We start from the raw sequence: 18,860 nt of genomic DNA on the forward strand, positions 1-18,860 counted from the left end.
TTTATTTCCTTCCTTCCTTAATCCAGCAAGCAAGTAATGTTCCTTCTTTCTCGGTTGACCAGATTCCAATTTTGCCATTTTGTTGTTCCATTAACATCTTTGAAATACTTAATCCTAGCCCAGAACTACCCCCATTATTTCTAGCACCTTCTGCCTGGTAAAAGGGTTGAAAGACTTTCTCCAGATGTTCTTTTGGGATTCCTTTTCCTTCATTTTGTATCAAGATAACTGTACCGTTCTTTCTCCAAACCTCAACGTCATCATAAAATTCCTTAAACACCCAGTCTGGCAATTTGACATCACTTGAAATCGCAGCAAGCCATATCTGATTCCCTTTTTTCGTATGTCGAATGGCATTCCCCATAATGTTATCTACAACTCTCACCATTTGCTTTGGATCCACCTTGTAGGTTTCTTTTACAGTCTGTGTAACAACTAGTGAAATCTCTCTTCGGTTACAAGGTTCGTCATATCCAGATAATAGCATGTCAAAATACTCTTCCCCTTCAACTTCTACAAGCTCAGCCCGTTGTTTCGAGGATTGTAATGCGGTATACATGGTCAAGTCATCAAGCATTCGTTTCATGTATTCGAGCTTCTCAAATAATATTTCCTTATATTCGAGCCTTTCTTGTTCGGAAAGAGTTTCATCGTTCTGTAATGCCTCGGTATAAGCACGAATGACCGTTAATGGTGTTTTTAAATCATGTGATAAGGATGCTACAATAAATTCTTTTTCCTTTTGTTGAACAGCTAGTGCCTCTTGTGTTTGTTCAATCTGAGCTTTCATTTTCCAAAAATGTTTGATTAAATCTCCTATTTCATCATTTGATTCCCGTGTTTGATTTGACAGCTTCTCTCCATTTGCAAAAGCCGTCATTTGCGCCTGCAAATAGCTTAATGGTCGATTCAATTTTCGATTTAATAGAATCACTACAATGATATAGAGTAGGATAATGAAGATACTGAAGGACACACCTAAAAGTATGTAGCGATTCGTTACCCCTTCTATCCAATCTTCTCTCGCAATCGAAATTTCAAAAACCCCAACAACATCACCGTCACCCACGACTGGCTTTTTTAATGTATAGGTACGAGAATTCTTTTGAAGGTCATTTAAATTTCTGTATACTTGTTCAATATTTATCGTTGAAAACCCATATGAACCAACACTAGGCAAACTGGAAAATACAACAACACCATCTGATCGATATAATGTAATTTTGATAGATTCGTTAGTTAGTGCTTGAACAGACTCAAACTTTTCTTTTGGGTGAAGTTGATATAAATTTGGATTTAAAAGATGTGACTCAATCTCCTCCATTTTATTGGTCATCTCAACGTATTCAACAAATGCCTGCTTTTCATCGAGATTACTTAAACTGACATAAAGGATGTAAAGTGCCACAACTGGAAGCAGCATCACGATAAAAAAACTGACCATTAACCATTGTTTAATTTTCATACGCTTTGCTCTCCTATAAAGCGATAACCAACACCCCAAACAGTTTGAATAAACTTTGCAGAGCGCGTTTCATCACCTAGCTTGGACCTCAGACTTTTAATATGAACCGTGACCGTATTATTGCCATCCACATCCTCCTGCTGCCAAATATGCTCATAGATTTCTTTTTTCGAAAAAGTTTGTAATGGATTTTTTGCTAACAAAAACAGTAATTCTCTTTCCTTGGAGCTCATTTGGACAGCGCTGCTGTTTAAATAAACAAGGTCATTCGTAAAATCAATTGTCAATCCATTCATATAGTTGACTCTATTTTCATTTGATGTCTTTTTGTTATATCTTCTGAATCTTCGTAAATGAGAGCTGATTCTCGCACTCAATTCCTCAAGACTAAATGGCTTAGTGATATAGTCATCTGCTCCAAGATTTAATCCTTTAATCTTGCTTTCATCCTCATTTCGTGCACTTAAAATGAGTAGTGGAATTTCACTTTCTAATCGGATGGTTTTACATAATGTATACCCATCCATTTCTGGGAGCATTAAATCAATTAGGGCTAGGTCGTATTGCTCCTCCTTAAAATCCTCCCAGCCTTCTTTTCCCGTAGAAGCCCATGTCACGGTATATCCTTCTTTCCGTAAATGATCACAAACAATACGGGCAATTTCCTTATCATCTTCAACAAGTAGAATTTTTTCAGGTTTTTCCATGGATAACCCCTCTTTCTATCTAGTTTCATTATAAAGGAAGATTTGGTGTGCTCATGGAATTTTTATTTTTACTTAATAATTAGCAAAAAAGGTATATTCAACGCTCATTTATAAAAAAGTAAGTAAGGTACATGAATACATAAAAGAGGTGTTTTGTTTTGTCTAATACTAAAGGGAAAAATATTTTGCCACCGCAGCATCAAACTCACCAGCCTGGAACTGAGACGGAAATGGTGCCTAGACCTGTTTCCGAGGATCAATCCTATCAGGGCAGCTATAAGTTAAAAAATAAGGTTGCGATTATCACCGGTGGGGATAGTGGTATTGGAAAGGCCGTTTCGATTCATTACGCGAAAGAAGGCGCAAATGTTGTCATCGTTTATTTGGAAGAGCATGAGGATGCTAAGGAAACAAAACGGCAGATTGAAGAAGAATGTCAAAAATGCTTACTTATATCTGGAGATATCTGAAATGAAGATTTCTGTAAAGAGATCGTGAAGAAAACCATTGATACGTTTGGACAACTAGATATTTTAGTCAATAATGCAGCAGAACAGCATCCACAAAAAAGCATCTCCAACATTACAGCTGAGCAACTAGAAAAGACATTCCGAACCAATATTTTTTCATATTTTTATTTAACGAAGGCCGCTCTTCCGCATTTAAAACAAGGAAGTAGCATCATCAATACAGCTTCTGTTACAGCATATAAAGGAAATGAGCAACTCGTTGATTATTCATCCACAAAAGGGGCTGTCGTTTCATTTACTAGGTCACTATCTATGCAATTAGTTGGAAAAGGTATTCGTGTAAATGGAGTGGCTCCAGGTCCGATTTGGACACCACTTATTCCATCAACCTTTACAAGCGACCAAGTTGCGAAATTTGGCTCGACAACACCCATGAAACGCCCTGGACAACCTGAGGAGGTCGCACCAAGCTATGTATTCCTTGCAAGTGATGACTCCTCATATATGTCTGGCCAAATCCTCCACATTAACGGTGGAGAAATCGTAAATGGGTAAAGAAAAAGCATCATCCAAGCAGGATGATGCTTTTTCTATTCAGGCTTCTTATTACGTTGTCTTTTTTTATTGAGATAAATGAAACCAATCATTAATACGGGTACAATAAATACGGCAACGAATAAGGCATAATTAATGTTTGTTGTGTCTCGAACAACAAACACCTCCGAGATATCCCGATTTACAACAAGATGAAATTCATCGTCAGTTGAACGAACAAGGTCCTCTGTAATAAGTCCTGTTAATTCCTTATTTTCTCCAACCTGGTCAGTCGTTAGGGTAAAGCTCTGTGTTTTCGTTGTATTATTAATTGCCACAAAAGCTATTTCCCCTTCATATTCTCGCTTAAACACAAGCAGGCCTTCATCATTTTTGACTAGTTCAATTGAGCCTTTTGATAAAGCTGGTACACCTGACCTAATTTTAGCGAGCAAGGTAATATAATCAACTAGCTCTTTGTCTGTTCGGAAGTCCATTAAACCGAGGTTGTCCGGTGCCTCACTTCCATTTAACGCAATTTCTGTTCCATAAAAAATGATCGGAATCCCAGGTGTTGTATACAAATACGTTAATGCCGACTTAAGGCGTGGTGCCGGGTGTTCGTTAGCTTCTGTAGCCATATAGGTGAATCGAACCGTATTTGTGTTATCGAAGAAATTAAGTAAGGAATTCGGATTTTCAAACTCTTTAGCTTGCTCCCATGTTTTTTCAACATCGTTAAAGGTTTGGTCTGGAACACTAAAACTAGTGATTCCTTCATAAGGGAACATATTAAAAACGGAATCTAGTCCCTTCGTTTCAAGCTGACTTGGGTAATCTACCCCTACAGGTTGTCCAATCAATCGAAAATCTGCTTTTACCGCTTTCAGTTCTATTGATAATGTAGCGATAAAATTAGCAGAAACACCATCAACAAGGTCAAGTTTATACCCATCAATATTTGCTTCTTGTACCCAAATCTTTGCCTCTTCAATAAATTCATCACTTAAACTTTCATTTGAACTGATTCCAAGGTCAAGAATAATTTTTAATCCCTTGTCATGCGCCACTTTAACTAGCTGTTTTAAATCTTCAGATGTTCCATAATGTTTATTGATTACAGTTCTGTCTTTTACCACATACGGATAAAAAGTATCGGTTTCATTTTCAAATATAGGTGATAATAAAATCGTCGTAAAACCCATATCCTTCACGTAATCAAGCCGACTCATTACTCCTTGGATGTCTCCCCCATGATACGATGTAGGATTCGATAGGTCCACTGCGAAATCATTTGCACTTTCCGCATTATTAAAACGATCAACCACTATGTAATAAATGCTTTCTTCCTCTGTTGTTTGATTATCAGCAGCAAAAGCAGGCATGGCTGACAACAGTAGCAACGGAATCAGTATAGCCACCATATATATCTTTTTCTTCATCACGTAACTCCAATCCTCTTAGTAATCTCACACTTTAAAGTAACCTTATCCCTTCTTAAAAGTCAAATAGTACAATAGTTTGTTCATATTTTGTACATATTTATACCGTTTTCTTTTTCGTGAAAAAAGACTATTCTTTCTTTCCACATTCTGTGATAAACTAATATAGTTTTTCATTACGGAATTAGAGGGGTTGACAGCTTGGATACTTCTATAAATACAAAAAAATTAACATTGTTTGCGCTCACATGGCCCATTTTTATTGAATTGCTGTTACATATGCTAATGGGGAATGCAGATACCTTAATGCTGAGTATGTATTCCGATAATTCAGTTGCAGCTGTCGGTGTCTCAAACCAAATCTTATCATTAATCATTGTCATGTTTGGTTTTATCGCAACCGGTACGGCCGTTCTTGTTGCCCAGCATTTTGGTGCTAATAATGAAAAAAGTGCTGCTGAAGTTGCGGTCGTTTCTATATTTGCCAACCTTGTGTTTGCTCTTGTTTTAAGCCTTGTTGTTTTTGTTTGGAGCAAGGATCTTCTACTGTTAATGGATTTGCCAGCTGAATTATTAGACGAAGCGGATAGTTACCTTAGAATCGTAGGTTTATTCTCGTTTCTCCAAGCTTTGATCATGACCATTGGGGCGGTCATCCGAAGCTACGGTTTTACACGGGACACGATGTACGTCACTATCGGTATGAACATCCTGAATGTCATAGGGAATTACATTTTTATCTTTGGACCATTTGGTTTGCCAGTTCTCGGTGTTGAAGGAGTTGCGATCTCTACCTCTTTTAGTAGATTGGTAGGCTTACTGGTTATCACCTATCTATTAATAAAACGAGTAAAACATGGGCTCCATTTTAAAAAAATTTTTCGCTTACCAAGAGTTCATCTTCAAAATCTGCTTAAAATTGGAATACCTTCTGCTGGGGAACAGCTTTCCTACAATTCCTCCCAGATGATTATTACGTATTTTGTTACAATCATGGGAACGCAAGCCCTTACGACGAAGGTATACGCACAAAATTTAATGATGTTCATCTTCCTTTTTAGTATTGCCATAAGTCAAGGAACACAAATTTTAATTGGGCAAATGATTGGAGCCCGTCAAATAAATGATGCTTATAAAAGAGCGTTAAAAAGCTTAAAGCTCGCCATTTTTATTTCAGCGGCAATGGCGATTGTTTTTTCATTCTTTAAGGAACCACTTTTATCGATCTTTACAGATAATCAAGATATCATAAAAACAGGTGGTGTCCTTATCCTTTTAACCATCATTCTTGAACCTGGGCGAGCATTTAACCTTGTCCTTATAAATGCATTAAGAGCGGCTGGAGATGTAAAATTGCCGGTATACATGGGAATCCTCTCGATGTGGGGAATTTGTGTGCCCATTGCATATGTCCTTGGTATTCACTTTGAACTCGGATTAGTTGGAGTTTGGATTTCTTTTATTGTCGATGAATGGGTTCGTGGCATTGTCATGCTGTGGCGCTGGCGTTCGCGGGCATGGGAGAAAAAATCATTCGTTGCACCAGTTGATCATGTAAACGTAACAGCCTGAAATCGTTCAGGCTGTTTTTTCGTTTCAATATTTTTCCTAAACTCAGGGTAAAATCTCACTAAAAAGTCTTTGTTATAAATTTCCCTATTTTTGTCTAAAAAAGAGGATACAAACTACTTTCAAATTTACAGCTATGGATGGAGGATTTACTTTGGATTTACAACAACGTCTCGGCAGCATAACTGAACAAAAACGCTCTTTTATTACAGGTACGACGGAATGCATCAATGATCAATGGATCTTTTTTGATGCCCAAACAGACGAAGCATCAATGCTTGAAGAAATGATTGGGAAAGAAGTAGAAGTTTTCACTCTAAATAAATGGGAAAAAGGCATTTTTGTGGAGGACGGTTTAATCCAGATGAATGGATATTTTTATAAACTTGATAATGGAGATTGCCTCCGTTTTCGGAAAAAATTAACCTTGGCGTATAGAGAATGGCTAGAAGGGTTTACCGAGGACCAATTTATACGTTTCACGGCTACTTTAAATAAACTATCGTTTTCATTATATGATTGTATCCATTGTCATAATCAACTCATGTACCAGGAAGAGAATGGAGAACATGAAGGAGTCAATTTTATCATGTTTGATAATACGGAACTGCTTTTATCTGTTCACCATCATTTTTCTCGTGGAAAACTAAAGAAGGATCGATTTGAATTCACACTTGCAAATGGGAAAAGGGCGATTCTTTCAACATTATGCAAATGAAACGGGGGGCGTTCACACGTGAACAGCCCCCTAGCTTTTACAATGCTTTAAGCTTTGCTAATCCTTTTTCAAATTCTTCACTTTTCATCGGCCGGTCAATGTAGAAACCTTGAGCATAATGGCATTGCAGTTCCTTAAGTAACTCGATTTGCTCATCTGTTTCAACTCCTTCGGCAACCACCTTCACAGCAAGTCCGTGCCCCATTGTAATAATTGCCTTCACAATCGCGATATCAGTGGTATTCACCTTGAGATTATTAATAAATGACCGGTCAATTTTTAAGGTATTGATTGGCAAATCCTTCAGATAACTTAAGGATGAATAGCCTGTACCAAAGTCATCAATGGATACCTTAACACCAAGCTTTTGCAGTTCCTTCATAACAATGACACTATGGGAAATGTTTCTTAGCATTACGCCTTCGGTAAGCTCGAGAGTTAAAAATTGCGGAGGAAGTCCTGTTTCGTCTAAAACCTCCTTGACCACATCAATAAAACTAATTTGCTGGAACTGGTCTGCAGATACATTAACAGAAATTGTTAAATAATCATAGCCCATATCATGCCATTTCTTATTCTCTTGGCAAGCCTCTTTCAAGACCCATTTGCCAATCTCATGGATGAGCCCCGTTTCCTCTGCAAGAGGTATAAATTCACCTGGTGATACAAGTCCGAGCTTTGGATGTTCCCATCTAATTAATGCTTCACTGCCATATACTTCTCCAGACGATAAATCAATCAACGGTTGGAAGCATATATGAAATTCATTTTTTTCAAGCGCTTTTCGTAAATAGCCTTCAAGCTCCAACCTATATAATACTTGCTGATTCATTTCTGTTGAGTAAAATTTCATTTTGTTGCCCCCCTGCTGTTTTGCAAGGTTCATAGCTGTATCGGCATGCTTAAATAATAACTCAGTGGTAATCCCATCATTCGGATAGAAACTAACTCCAATACTTCCGGTTAAAAAGAATTCACGTGCTTCATACATAATGGGTCTAGCAATATCATGTAATAATGTCTGTCCAAGATCAGCAATCTTTTCAACTTCGACATCCTCGGTTATCAGGATTGTAAATTTATCCCCACTAAATCTTGCAAGAAAACTCTTTTTTGGGAGCAGCCCTTGGATTCGTTTAGCAAGTTGCTTTAGAATAATATCTCCCGCATAATGGCCAACTGTATCATTAATCATTTTAAATCGGTCAAGATCGATAAACAACACAGCTAATTTATGATGCTTCTTTTTCTTTGAAAAACGCTGAACAAAATCCTCTACTTGATTGGTAAAATGCAATCGATTCGGCAAACCAGTTTCTGCATCAAAATAAGCTATGCATGCAACTTTTTCCTCGGCTTTTTTTTCATAAAATGCCTCAATATCATGTAAGGATTTGTAGATTGAATTAGATAATGTCAAAAATGAATTCATCTCATCCTTTTCTGATAATGATAAAATCGTAGAAATCTGGCTTACATTAGAAAATACAGTACAGGTGATCATAACATTGTTTGCTATCACAGCTTCATTTTTTTGCACCTTATCAATTGGCATGTTCATAATAATTGCTTGTGGTATCTGTTCTATTATTTTATTCCTTATATCTTGAATGAATTGTTCATCTGCAAAACATGTAAACATTTGAAGTAGTACATGTTTTTCGGCTGAAAGATGGTGTTGTTCCACAAATTCATTTATTTCATTCGAATTTCCACAAATTAGGCTATAGGTTCTCAATACGAGATTCACCACTCTTTTTTCTCTCATGAAGTATGTATATATTCATAAAGATAGCATAATTTCTTGTCGAAAAACACAGAAAAAAGAGAAAAAGCCACCTAAATGGTAGCTTTTTCACAAAACGTTTAGAATCTCCATATACCTAATGGAAGTTTCATTCCTAATGCAATTGTTAAGATAAGGACAACAATAAACAATCCCCAGAATAATCCAGTTGGTTTTTGTTTACTAGAACGCGCTAAAATCATTTCCATAAATCCGATTGTTAGTACCCCTAGTATTGCTTTACCTATGTATTCACCGTTGATTTCTACCCCACCAAATAAAAGTAGTAAACCTGTTGCTAAGATGAATAAATAAAATAAACGTAAGATCATTTTAACAATTTTTTGGGATTTTTCTTTGCCGGCCTTGTTCAGGAATGTTGCTGCTATAACAAATAGAATAATAGCAACTGCCCAAGAAGTAATATGTGCATGAGTATTAACTGTCATGAACTACTTCCTCCTTTTTCTTTTTCATTCATGGATAATCATAGCATGTTTATAATGAAAATAAAAAGATTCAATCGGCCTTTTTTCACTATTTACATAGTAAATATGTCGTTTTTGTGACGTGTTAACCTTTTTATTCTTCAATCTTATTTCTCAACGTTCCCAACCCATCAATGGTAATTTCAATCACGTCTCCAGCCTTTAGAAAGCGAGGTGGATTAAAGCCTTTCCCTACTCCTGCTGGAGTACCTGTTGCAATAATATCACCAGGCTCTAATGTCATTCCTTGTGAGATCACTGAAATAATGTTTTCAATTGGGAAGATAAACTGGCTTGTGTTACCTGCTTGACGTATTTCCCCATTTACTTTGGTTGTTACGGATAAATGACTTGGATTTGGAATTAACGATTTATGCACCAACATTGGACCTATTGGACAACTGGTGTCTAAGCTTTTGCCAAGGAAAAATTGTTTATGTCTCGATTGGATGTCGCGAGCCGTAATATCGTTAACGATCGTATACCCAAACACATACTCCAATGCTTCACTTTCTTTAATACCACGACCTTCTTTACCGATTACAACGGCTAATTCCCCTTCGTAATCCAGCTGCTCTGTGATATTTTTATGATTCATGACGAGTTCATCTGTTCCGACAACTGTCGTTGGTGCCTTCGTGAACAACATGACATGCTCTGGGATATCCTTTGCGCTTCCCATTTCCATCACATGGTCCGCATAATTTTTACCAACACAAAAAATATTCTTACTAGGTTTGGGAATTGGTGCCTTTAATGTAATATCCTCAATGGGCAATATGCCGTCTGCATCAGGATGTTGAAGTGCCCACTCCCTAATATGAGACACTCTCTCGAGAAACAGCTCACCTTGTGAAATAGCCTCAATCATTGTTTTGGGAATAATTGATGAAATGTTCATTTGAGCTTCAACAGCTTGTAGATCGAGTACTTGATTAAGGTTTTCGTTTACCATACCAATAAATTGTTTTCCATTCTTTTCAGCAGTTACAAACCTCATTATCATCACCTCTTATTTAATCTTTTACTTAATTCTACTTAAACTGTCCTTTTTCCTCTTTTAACATTTTGTCAAACTTTGTATTATTTTGTAACATTATAAGATGTTTTAGCGAACTTGTTTTATTCTCTGTAAAGGCAGGTATAATAATAGTACAAGCCTTGTATATACTACTTTAGTCTAATGAATCGTAAAGAAAATGTACTAAAAAAATGGAGAAATGAAAATGTTCATGTTGAAAATTGCTATTGAATTAAAGCGCCGTAAAATGACAGTTTTAGCTGATCGGCACGGCTTTACTGCTTGGGAGACAGTAAAGTGTAGTCAAGAGTTAGACCAATTATTGAATATTTATCAAAAAACCAAAGAGAAAAAATTAAAAATGGTGAACTAATAGTAAGTGTTTAAAAATGAGGAGAAAAAGGACCACGCCGGAAAGGTGTTTTTCCTTTCCAAGGAACGGAAAAACAAGCCAACAAGGCTTCCACAGGATGTGGTGACTTCGACGTTCAACACAGGACCTGTCGGCGTTTTGTCGAAGTTCCTCTTGGGTTGTTTCATTTTCACCGGACTTTTTGAACAACCTCTAAAAAGGCTATTCGCATTATTCGCGAATAGCCTTTTTCCTTATATCCACCTTTTGTGCATAAGTTAATGTTCTCCAAATCCATTCGATTGGACCAAATCTGAATTTTTTTAACCATAGATAGCTTAACACGATTTGGATAATGAAAATAACAATCGTGAGAAGGAATCCCGTATACAGTTCCATTTTTCCATATAATCCAAAACCATAGCCATAAAACAAGAGCGTACACAGGATCGATTGGAATAAATAATTACTAAGAGAAAGTCGTCCAACAAATGCAAGCGGTGAGAGTATTCTCTTCCAAACCGGTAACCTCATCAATAGGACAATCGATGTTGCATAGAATACAGCTGTGCCCGGTCCACCTATCGTATCCTGTAAATAATCGGTTGCAGCATTTTTAGACGTATAGTATGGAAGCAATTTCATCGGAACCCCAATTGCTAGTGAAATCAGCCATAAAATCTTTACTTTCTTTATATCCTCATCACGGCCTTCCAGCCACTTCTTCTTTGCAATAAAAGCTCCTAGAAGGAACATCGGTAGCAATGTAATGACCAGTACAAAGATGCTCCCTACATTATTGACATAGTACCAATCTTGGAATCTTTGAATCGTAATTTCCCAGAATCCGCCTGTAGTATAAATTTCTGCAGATTTTTGAGCAAGCTGTTCATTAAACATAATGGCACTTAGTTCTGGTTCAAACATGACAGCTAGAAACATCATTCCGCCGAGAAATAGATTTGGTACAAAAATAAGAATTAAAGCCCAAATAAGTAATGTGATTGGTTTTGCCTTATGAAACAATAGAAAAATTGCCCCAACAATGGCATATGTAATTAAAATATCTCCATGCCACACAAAAAATGCGTGTAAACACCCAAACAGTAAAAGCACAATTAATCTTCTTGTGATCAACGGATAAAAAGAATAACCTTTAGCTAGTGCTCTTTCCTTAAAAAGAATCATGCCAAACCCGAAAAGAAACGAAAACAGGGTATAAAAGCTTGCTTGTGCGAAAATATCAACAAGACTATTTGTCCATTGATTCAATTCCCCACTCCACCAGTCTTTTGGGTTTAAATACAAAACTGGTGAAAAAAACGAAGGCATATTCACGAAAAAAATACCGAATATCGCTAGCCCCCTTATCACATCGAGCGATTGAATTCGCTCCGCTCCCATTACAGGTGTTAACCTTTCATTGTTCATTCGTATAACTCCTTTAATTTTCCTCTATTTGATTATAAGAGAAGCGTCTAGAAATCTCTAGAATTATATTCCAAAAGTCGAATTAACACGTTATTCCCTCATCCTCGAAATCACACCTTCTGGGTGTTTATCATAGAATATCGTAATCGCATCTACATGTAGCAACTTTCTATTTCGTATATTTTTTAATTTGATTTTTAAAAGGGTGTTCAATATGCCAGCAATTGTTGGAGCAATAAAAATAAATAGCATTGGGAATAGCAGTGTGATGAATGTAGGGGATGTTTTTCAAATTGCACCTGTTACTACTGCCAAAACATTCGCTGGAGCTGGCTCATTTAATACCGGGAATGGAACTCGTATCTTTAATAATCAGAGTGTAACCAACTCATATGATGTAGATACAATTGATAGTGTCAATATCGGAAACGCCTAAGGGGGGGTATACGCAAATGAATTTTTATATAAATCAAAGTATTTGTATACAAACGTTAAGAGTCGGGAGTGTTGCAAATTCATCTGTCCTACAAATTGGAAGTGCGGGAATTATTCGGCCATCTGCACATTTGTATAATACAGGTGGTTTTACTGAACCAGCTCCACAAATTACAGGAAAGCCACAAAGTATGTTAGAGGCACCAGCTGTACCTTTAGCAGGATCTTCAGGAACAGCAGGAGTAGCACCTATAACCGGTGCAACAGGTGTAAGATAATGGGCATTCACCCAATTGTTCTTATCTGCATAGAGTAATCTATAACAGAGTTTTAGAAAGGGTGAATGCTGTGTATCCATATTATCATTGTGTATCTTCCTCATCTATTCAGAATCTTTATCAGTATATCCAACAACAAAACCTACGGATAAACCAATTAGAGCAATCACTTCAGCAACTTCAAACGGAAATAGGGGAATTAAAGAAGCAACCATCCACCCATATTGAAAAAGTTGAATATAAATTTGACCAACTGAAAGTTGAAACTCTAGAAGGAACTTTAAACATTGGTTTAAATCCATTAAATGGGGAACCAATTGAAGACTTCTCCGTAGCTCAAGGAAAAATGAACATTCCAGATATTCGGCATGTTCATAAAGAACTACTTAATGAGATACAAGACAATATAGATGAGTATTTATCAAATGAAGGCTCGGTACTTATTGAAGGAATTGCTAATCAGGAAAGAACGGTTTTAGAAGAAGGACACTCAGGCTTTATCATTGAGGATATTCAGAAACAAATTCCTGACCGAATTGTCCATTATTTAGGTCAGTATCATGGAGAGTTACAAAATCCATCAAGAGAAACGCAAGTGTACCAGAACATTATCAGCCATATTAAAAACGACATCAAAAATTCGGTTACAGGATATATTCAAAATTTGCCCAAAAACACGAAAAGGGAGAATGAGACGTGAACTTTACCGTTGTAAATAAGGAATTACAAGTTGGATATATTGATATTGTCGGTGTTTCAACATCTGCTGTTTTTATTATTGGAGATGCACAAACCATTTCTATGGCTTCAGCTTTTGACACTCCTCCTGAATCTTTAATCATTGGACCATTTGTTCCGCTTGCTCCAGGGAGTTGATGTACATTGAAAAGATTATCCGTAGTAGACTATATTCGAATAAATGCCGTACTATTTAGTAGCATAGTGGAGGTTGGTGACACCCGAAGAATCGCTCCTTTTACGCAAGCACTTGCTTTTCAAAAAGAAGTCCCATTATTTTTTTCAAATGAAGGAAGTCTTTCTGCATTTCCTTTTTTTAAAAGGGAGCTACCAAAAGTAACAATTGAAGACGAAATAAATATGAATACCTTCCATCAAAATCCTGTTATCAAAGTAAATACTGTTAGAATACTTGGTATCTCCTCTTCATCTGTACTACAGATTGGCTCAACTGTTGAAATAGAGTCAAAATCTAAAGTAAAACATATTCGAAAATTATTAGAGAAACAGCCCACTGAAAGATAGTTCCGAATTATGTATTTTCACATAAAGTAATAGCATGAAAATGTTTTCTAAAGGATGACGCTATATGCCCTCTATTGTTGGACCAATAAAAATTGTTAATGTCGGTGGCGGAGTCGTTAATTTTGGTGACTCCTTCTATGTTTCACCTAAGGATACAGCGAAGACCTACTCAGGGTCAGGATCATTTAATACTGGAGATTTTATTTGTACCAATAATGGATTAAACTCCACAAATACAAATGATGAAGATTTTGCAGATCAACTCTTAAAAAATAATGCGTAAAAATAAAAAGGCCGAAACACGGCCTTTTTACGTATTATAAGGTTTCTATTCTAACAAGCGTGCCTCTACCTGATGGTTCAGCTGGTTCAACAATTAAACGTTTAGGCAATCTAGCTCTTAATTCCTGGACGTGACTAATAACACCTACTGCCAATTGTTTTGAGTGTAATTTTTCAAGAGCAGATACAACTGTATCCAAAAGGTCTGCATCTAATGTACCAAATCCCTCGTCTAAGAAGAAGAATTGTAACGGGTATTCACCCCTTAACTGGATTTGAGCAGATAGCGAAAGTGCCAACGCCAATGATGTTAAGAAGGTTTCTCCACCAGAAAGCGTTGTAACAGGACGTCTAACCCCACCATTTGCATCGTCTCTCATAATAAATCCACCCTGTGAATCTACCTCAACAGCGTAGCGCTGTCTAGTAAGAATTCCAAGTCGCTCTGTTGCGTCAAGACTTACTTGAACAAGCTGTTCCTCTGCAATGAACTCTACGAAACTATTCCCTTTAAAAACGGACTGCAGCTTGTTATATTGCTCTACCGACTGTTCAAGCTCGTTTCGTCGTTCTTCAAGTTCGTTGAAACGTCCATGTTTTTCTAAGAGTACTTGAAGGGCTTTTACAGCTGCTCCCTTCGCTTCAACCGATTGATTAAGCATCTCTTTCATTTCCGTTCGAACCCTTTGGATTTCGTCCCATTTTTCTTGGGTAAGTTCTTCACCTTTTAGGAGTTCATTTAATTTTTCCAAATCAGTTTGTACTTGCTTGTAGCGATCCCAATAACGTTCAATTTGTGAACCAAGCTCTACTTGCTCATGTTTTGAAAGTACCGATTCCTTTACATCGGAACTTTGTAAAAAGCTTGTTGTTTCAAGAACTCCAGCCCATTTACTTGTTGCTTTTTCACTTCTACTTTTCCCGTCCTGAAATGCTTGTAAGGCAGCATGGGTTTCGTTTTCGAGTTTCTGACATTCCGCTTGAACCTTTTGCCATGCTTCATAAGCTGTTGATTCGTTGTCTTCAAGCTGTTTTATCATCTGTTCCGTTTCAACTAATAACCGAGGGATATTATTCTTTCCGATTTCTCTTATGAGTTTTTCACGTGCCTCAGATAAAGCTTCGAGTTTGCCTTTTAACGTAGAATTGGCTTCAACAATTTGACGTTCAAGCTCATTGCTTTCATGTTGATGCTTTTGCTTTTCTTGTTCTTTTTGTTCAAGTAAAGTGGTGCTATTTTCAATTTCAACAGTTAGACTTTGCGCCAATTTGTCATTCTTTGAGATGTTTTCAAGCTTCAATTCGATTGTTTCAAATTCAAGCTGTGGATAGGATTGCTTCCAGTTCAAGTACTGTTCTTTCGTTTTTTCCTGTAAGTTTAAAACTCGAGCCTGAAGTTCATTAAAAGATTTTGTATTGATTTCCTTTGTCTGTTCAAGCTGGTTCACTTGTTTTAAAGATGCACGAAGGTCTTGAATGGCTTTTCTACCCATTTCTTGAAGCTTTATATAGTCCTGTTGCAATGATCTTTGTTCAACAACAAGGGCTTGAAGCTTTCCATCCACATCTTCAAACTCATCATCACTAACCGTCTTCTTTGCTTGGATAGGGGCATTCATTTCCCCAGGGTACTCCCCTATAAGTCCGCTGGAGATTTGTTCGAGCTTGAATTTAAGTGTGGAAAATTCTTGTTTTAGCTCCCTTACATTTGATATATCATTGTTGAGTTTTTCAATTTGTGCCGCGATTTCATCTCCATGATTTTCAGGACTAGATACAGGATTCGGATGATGGGTAGAACCACAAACTGGACATGGGTCCCCAGATTGAAGCTGGTCCGCGATTTGAATAGCAAGATTCTTTTTCCGATTATCCTCCAGCGTTCGCTTAAGCATAGCAAGTTTAGCCTCAGCAAAACCAATAAGCTTTTCACTATCTCTTTCACGATCACAAACCGCTTCATATGTGGATGCATTCTCTAAAAAGATAACTTCCATTCTATGCTTAGCCTGATTGAGCACCTCATTTTGTGAGTTCAGCATTTTCTCCAATTGTTCAAGCTGCTTTTGACTATTTTCAAGTTCTATTTTTTGCTCGTTTATACTTGTCTTAGAAAACAGGATCGTCTGCTTCTGTTGATTGGCTTTTTGGAGCTCGTCCCGTACTTCTGCTGTAACAGTTAATTTCGAAAGCTTTTCTCTTCGCTCCTTTTGTTTCTCTGTATCTACCGCAATGGATGTAGTAATGGCATCAATTTGCTTTTGTTTTTCACGTACTAGTGATTGTAAGCTATTCAGCTTAGCTTGGAGCTCATTCGCTTCTCCTTCTAGAACAATTGCTTTTTCCTGAACGATCTTAGCATCCGTCAGCTGCTGTTTTTTTGTTAAGTAAAACGGTAATTTCTCCGTCTTTTCCTGACGGGCATGATGATAATCATTTGCCTTTGCTTCATTTTCTTGTTTTTTGGTTTTTAATTGATTTTGTAAAGTTTGATAACGAATGGTTGCTTTGTCTAATGCTTCTTTTGCTGACTCGTATTCCTCTAAATATGGAAGGATAAGAGCAGCTGTTTCCGCATTCTTCGCTTTTTGCTCTAGCTGAAGGATATGTGGTTTCTCATGTTCGATTTCAACCATTTTTTTGGATAGTAAACTCTTATCCAACTGCCATTGCCAAATACTTTTACTCTTTTCGAAATCGACATCAATCTTATTGACCTCATTTTGTCGTTTTTCCAGCAGTATCTCTGTATTTTTTAGTTCTTGCTCCGCAATTTGGATTGCTTCCGTTGATGCATCTCCAAGGCCTGCTTGTTCAGCAGTTACTTCGTTCAACTCATTTTTTGCTGTGGTTAGCTTGTTCTTTAATTTTTTATTTAGCTTGTCTCCATATTGTTCGAGATTAAATAAGCGTTGCAGCATTTGCCTGCGGTCTGCACCCTTTAGTGATAAAAACTCAGCAAACTTTCCTTGTGGTAATACGACTGCTCTCGTAAAGTCATCTATCGTTAACCCTAAGAGATCCTGAACACATTGATTGACTTCACCAATTTTATCGGCAAGGACAACTGATTCTTCACCAACTTCAATGATTCGACTTACAGATGATTTAACCTTTAAATCATCTTGCCGTTTGAAGCTACGCTCAATCATATAACGCTTTACTCCTTTGGCGTTTTCAAGCTCAAATGTAAAAGAAACGTGAAGTAGATTTTCTGCATGATTCAATATACCGTGGGTATTATTGGATGCCCGCTCGACTTTTCCATATAAGGCAAGTGTCATCGCATCAAGAATGGACGATTTACCACTTCCTGTCGGTCCAAAAATCCCAAAGACTCCACCTTCACAAAGGGAACCAAAATCAACCGTTTGTTTTTCTCGGAAGCTATGAAGTCCCGCTACTGTTAATGTGATTGGTTTCATGCTTCGTCACCATCCTCGTCTACATCATCCGTAATCAGCTCTAAAAACAATTTCGTAAGTTCAGGTTCTGGTTTCGCACCGCCTGTTTGTTTTTCATAAAAGCGGACAAAAAGCTCATCAATTGGGGTATTTGTATTCACTATCCGTTCTGCTCTTTCTATTTCAAGCTCATCAAAAACAGGTCGAATATGAATGAGACCACTATGATGCTTTCGTAATCGATGAATCTCTTCAATTGAAAGAGCATTTGTCACATGTATTTCAAGGTCAATCCATGCATTTGCATCCTTACCTTCATCGAGCCAAGTATAAACTTGAGCCAGCCCCTCTTTCGCTTTCCATCTTACAAGCGGTTTTCCACTTGCTAAAAACACCTCTGACATTTCAATTGGTTGGTTAGGTTTCGCGTCTAAAATCGTTACAGATTTCGCGTACCCTGCTTCAGAAAAGCTATAGGCTAATGGTGAACCTGAATATCTTGCCATCGTTTTTGCCCTTGATACCATTTGCGGACGGTGTAAATGCCCTAACGCTACGTATTGTGCTGCTTCCGGAAGACTAGTAGCAGCAACCGTGTATGCTCCCCCAACTTCAATTGGGCGCTCAGAATCAGAGCTACTTCCACCTGTTACATAAATATGGCTCATTGCAATATTAATAGTTTCAGGCGTAAAAGCTGTACTCATTTCTTCAAAGATCCCTTGAATGCGTTGATCATATTTATCGCGGAGCATTAATTCTTCATGAGAATCTGTTAACACTTCGGCTAAACGTGACTCAGATGGATATGGTAAAGCCGCTAGTTTAAGAGTTTCATTTGTTGTAGGAACATAGATGGTTTGGACATCAATTGTCGGCAAGCCAAGTAGTTGAATGCCTTGTTTTTGAGCGAGTGGTGAGGCTGCAGACAGGCGGTCTGGGTTATCATGGTTTCCTGCGATAATCGATACAGGTCGTTTGCCACCATTAGCTAAACGGGCGATACTTTCGTAAAATAAGCTTTCAGCTGCTGCCGGTGGATTCACTGTATCAAATGCATCACCTGCCATTAAAACAACATCGATTTTTTCTTCTTCTACAATTTTTACAAGCTCGTCCAAAAATTGCGCTTGTTCTTCTAATCTACTTCTTCCCTCAAGGGATCGACCTAAATGCCAATCCGCAGTATGAAGAATTCTCATTTGAAACTCCACT

Annotated in this window: 18 protein-coding genes and 1 pseudogene; 10 read left to right on the forward strand and 9 right to left on the reverse strand. The window is 37.4% G+C overall.

The window, feature by feature from the left end:
• Window position 1: 1 nt before the first annotated feature.
• Window positions 2-1,465, reverse strand: coding sequence for a HAMP domain-containing sensor histidine kinase (locus DZB84_RS05120; protein WP_116351185.1), 1,464 nt, complete (start codon window positions 1,463-1,465; stop codon window positions 2-4).
• Window positions 1,462-2,172: a response regulator transcription factor gene (locus tag DZB84_RS05125; protein ID WP_116351186.1), complete on the reverse strand. Its 711-nt coding sequence runs from the start codon at window positions 2,170-2,172 to the stop codon at window positions 1,462-1,464. Before DZB84_RS05125 ends, DZB84_RS05120 begins: the two co-directional genes overlap by 4 nt.
• Window positions 2,173-2,330: 158 nt before the next feature.
• Here DZB84_RS05125 and DZB84_RS05130 point away from each other — a divergent pair.
• Window positions 2,331-3,197, forward strand: a pseudogene (locus tag DZB84_RS05130) (SDR family oxidoreductase).
• A 35-nt stretch (window positions 3,198-3,232) separates the two neighbouring features.
• On the opposite strand, the gene DZB84_RS05135 reads toward DZB84_RS05130, so the two are convergent.
• Window positions 3,233-4,618 (reverse strand): alpha-amylase family glycosyl hydrolase, encoded by a 1,386-nt coding sequence (locus DZB84_RS05135; protein ID WP_116351187.1) that lies wholly within the window; start codon window positions 4,616-4,618, stop codon window positions 3,233-3,235.
• A 201-nt stretch (window positions 4,619-4,819) separates the two neighbouring features.
• Between DZB84_RS05135 and DZB84_RS05140 the strand changes: the two genes are divergently transcribed.
• Both DZB84_RS05140 and DZB84_RS05145 read left to right on the forward strand, forming a co-directional pair.
• Window positions 4,820-6,190: an MATE family efflux transporter gene (locus DZB84_RS05140; RefSeq protein ID WP_116351188.1), complete on the forward strand. Its 1,371-nt coding sequence runs from the start codon at window positions 4,820-4,822 to the stop codon at window positions 6,188-6,190.
• A 151-nt stretch (window positions 6,191-6,341) separates the two neighbouring features.
• On the forward strand, window positions 6,342-6,905 hold the full coding sequence (locus DZB84_RS05145) for a DUF2777 family protein (protein ID WP_189655152.1): 564 nt from the start codon (window positions 6,342-6,344) through the stop codon (window positions 6,903-6,905).
• A 37-nt stretch (window positions 6,906-6,942) separates the two neighbouring features.
• Here the strand turns inward: DZB84_RS05145 and DZB84_RS05150 are convergent, their stop codons facing one another.
• The 3 genes from DZB84_RS05150 to DZB84_RS05160 all read right to left on the reverse strand — a co-directional run bounded on the left by DZB84_RS05150 (window position 6,943) and on the right by DZB84_RS05160 (window position 10,179).
• On the reverse strand, window positions 6,943-8,658 hold the full coding sequence (locus DZB84_RS05150; RefSeq protein WP_223254381.1) for a putative bifunctional diguanylate cyclase/phosphodiesterase: 1,716 nt from the start codon (window positions 8,656-8,658) through the stop codon (window positions 6,943-6,945).
• 113 nt (window positions 8,659-8,771) lie between these two features.
• Entirely contained in the window at window positions 8,772-9,140 is a 369-nt protein-coding gene (locus tag DZB84_RS05155; RefSeq protein ID WP_116351191.1) for a YisL family protein, read from the reverse strand.
• A 133-nt stretch (window positions 9,141-9,273) separates the two neighbouring features.
• Window positions 9,274-10,179 carry a fumarylacetoacetate hydrolase family protein gene (locus DZB84_RS05160; protein ID WP_116351192.1) on the reverse strand — a complete coding sequence of 302 codons (906 nt, stop codon included), beginning with the start codon at window positions 10,177-10,179 and terminating at the stop codon, window positions 9,274-9,276.
• Between the two features lie 226 nt (window positions 10,180-10,405).
• Here DZB84_RS05160 and DZB84_RS05165 point away from each other — a divergent pair, with 226 nt between their 5' ends.
• Window positions 10,406-10,573 (forward strand): aspartyl-phosphate phosphatase Spo0E family protein, encoded by a 168-nt coding sequence (locus DZB84_RS05165; RefSeq protein WP_116351193.1) that lies wholly within the window; start codon window positions 10,406-10,408, stop codon window positions 10,571-10,573.
• A 210-nt stretch (window positions 10,574-10,783) separates the two neighbouring features.
• On the opposite strand, the gene DZB84_RS05170 is transcribed toward DZB84_RS05165, so the two are convergent.
• Complete coding sequence (locus tag DZB84_RS05170) at window positions 10,784-11,983, reverse strand: DUF418 domain-containing protein (RefSeq protein WP_116351194.1); 1,200 nt, start codon at window positions 11,981-11,983, stop codon at window positions 10,784-10,786.
• Between the two features lie 214 nt (window positions 11,984-12,197).
• Here DZB84_RS05170 and DZB84_RS05175 point away from each other — a divergent pair, with 214 nt between their 5' ends.
• From DZB84_RS05175 to DZB84_RS05200, 6 genes are all read left to right on the forward strand, one after another.
• Window positions 12,198-12,419: a spore germination protein gene (locus DZB84_RS05175; protein ID WP_116351195.1), complete on the forward strand. Its 222-nt coding sequence runs from the start codon at window positions 12,198-12,200 to the stop codon at window positions 12,417-12,419.
• Between the two features lie 16 nt (window positions 12,420-12,435).
• Complete coding sequence (locus DZB84_RS05180; RefSeq protein WP_116351196.1) at window positions 12,436-12,696, forward strand: spore germination protein GerPB; 261 nt, start codon at window positions 12,436-12,438, stop codon at window positions 12,694-12,696.
• A 70-nt stretch (window positions 12,697-12,766) separates the two neighbouring features.
• The gene (gene gerPC, locus DZB84_RS05185) at window positions 12,767-13,396 is read left to right on the forward strand and encodes a spore germination protein GerPC (RefSeq protein WP_189655153.1); all 630 of its coding nucleotides are present in this window, start codon (window positions 12,767-12,769) and stop codon (window positions 13,394-13,396) included.
• Window positions 13,393-13,572 (forward strand): spore gernimation protein GerPD, encoded by a 180-nt coding sequence (locus DZB84_RS05190; RefSeq protein WP_116351198.1) that lies wholly within the window; start codon window positions 13,393-13,395, stop codon window positions 13,570-13,572. Before gerPC ends, DZB84_RS05190 begins: the two co-directional genes overlap by 4 nt.
• 6 nt (window positions 13,573-13,578) lie before the next feature.
• Complete coding sequence (locus tag DZB84_RS05195; protein WP_116351199.1) at window positions 13,579-13,959, forward strand: spore germination protein GerPE; 381 nt, start codon at window positions 13,579-13,581, stop codon at window positions 13,957-13,959.
• 64 nt (window positions 13,960-14,023) lie between these two features.
• Window positions 14,024-14,242, forward strand: a complete 219-nt coding sequence (locus DZB84_RS05200; protein ID WP_010283446.1) for a spore germination protein — start codon at window positions 14,024-14,026, stop codon at window positions 14,240-14,242.
• Between the two features lie 34 nt (window positions 14,243-14,276).
• Here the strand turns inward: DZB84_RS05200 and DZB84_RS05205 are convergent, their stop codons facing one another.
• Together DZB84_RS05205 and DZB84_RS05210 are read right to left on the reverse strand one after the other, a co-directional pair.
• Window positions 14,277-17,666, reverse strand: coding sequence for an AAA family ATPase (locus DZB84_RS05205; RefSeq protein WP_116351200.1), 3,390 nt, complete (start codon window positions 17,664-17,666; stop codon window positions 14,277-14,279).
• A complete protein-coding gene (locus DZB84_RS05210) occupies window positions 17,663-18,847 on the reverse strand; it encodes an exonuclease SbcCD subunit D (RefSeq protein WP_116351201.1) in 1,185 nt (394 codons plus the stop codon). The genes DZB84_RS05205 and DZB84_RS05210 overlap by 4 nt, the downstream gene beginning before the upstream one ends.
• Between the last annotated feature and the right edge of the window lie 13 nt (window positions 18,848-18,860).

Source organism: Bacillus sp. HNG, from assembly GCF_003400205.1.
In the GTDB taxonomy this organism is placed as follows: domain Bacteria; phylum Bacillota; class Bacilli; order Bacillales; family Bacillaceae_L; genus Ferdinandcohnia.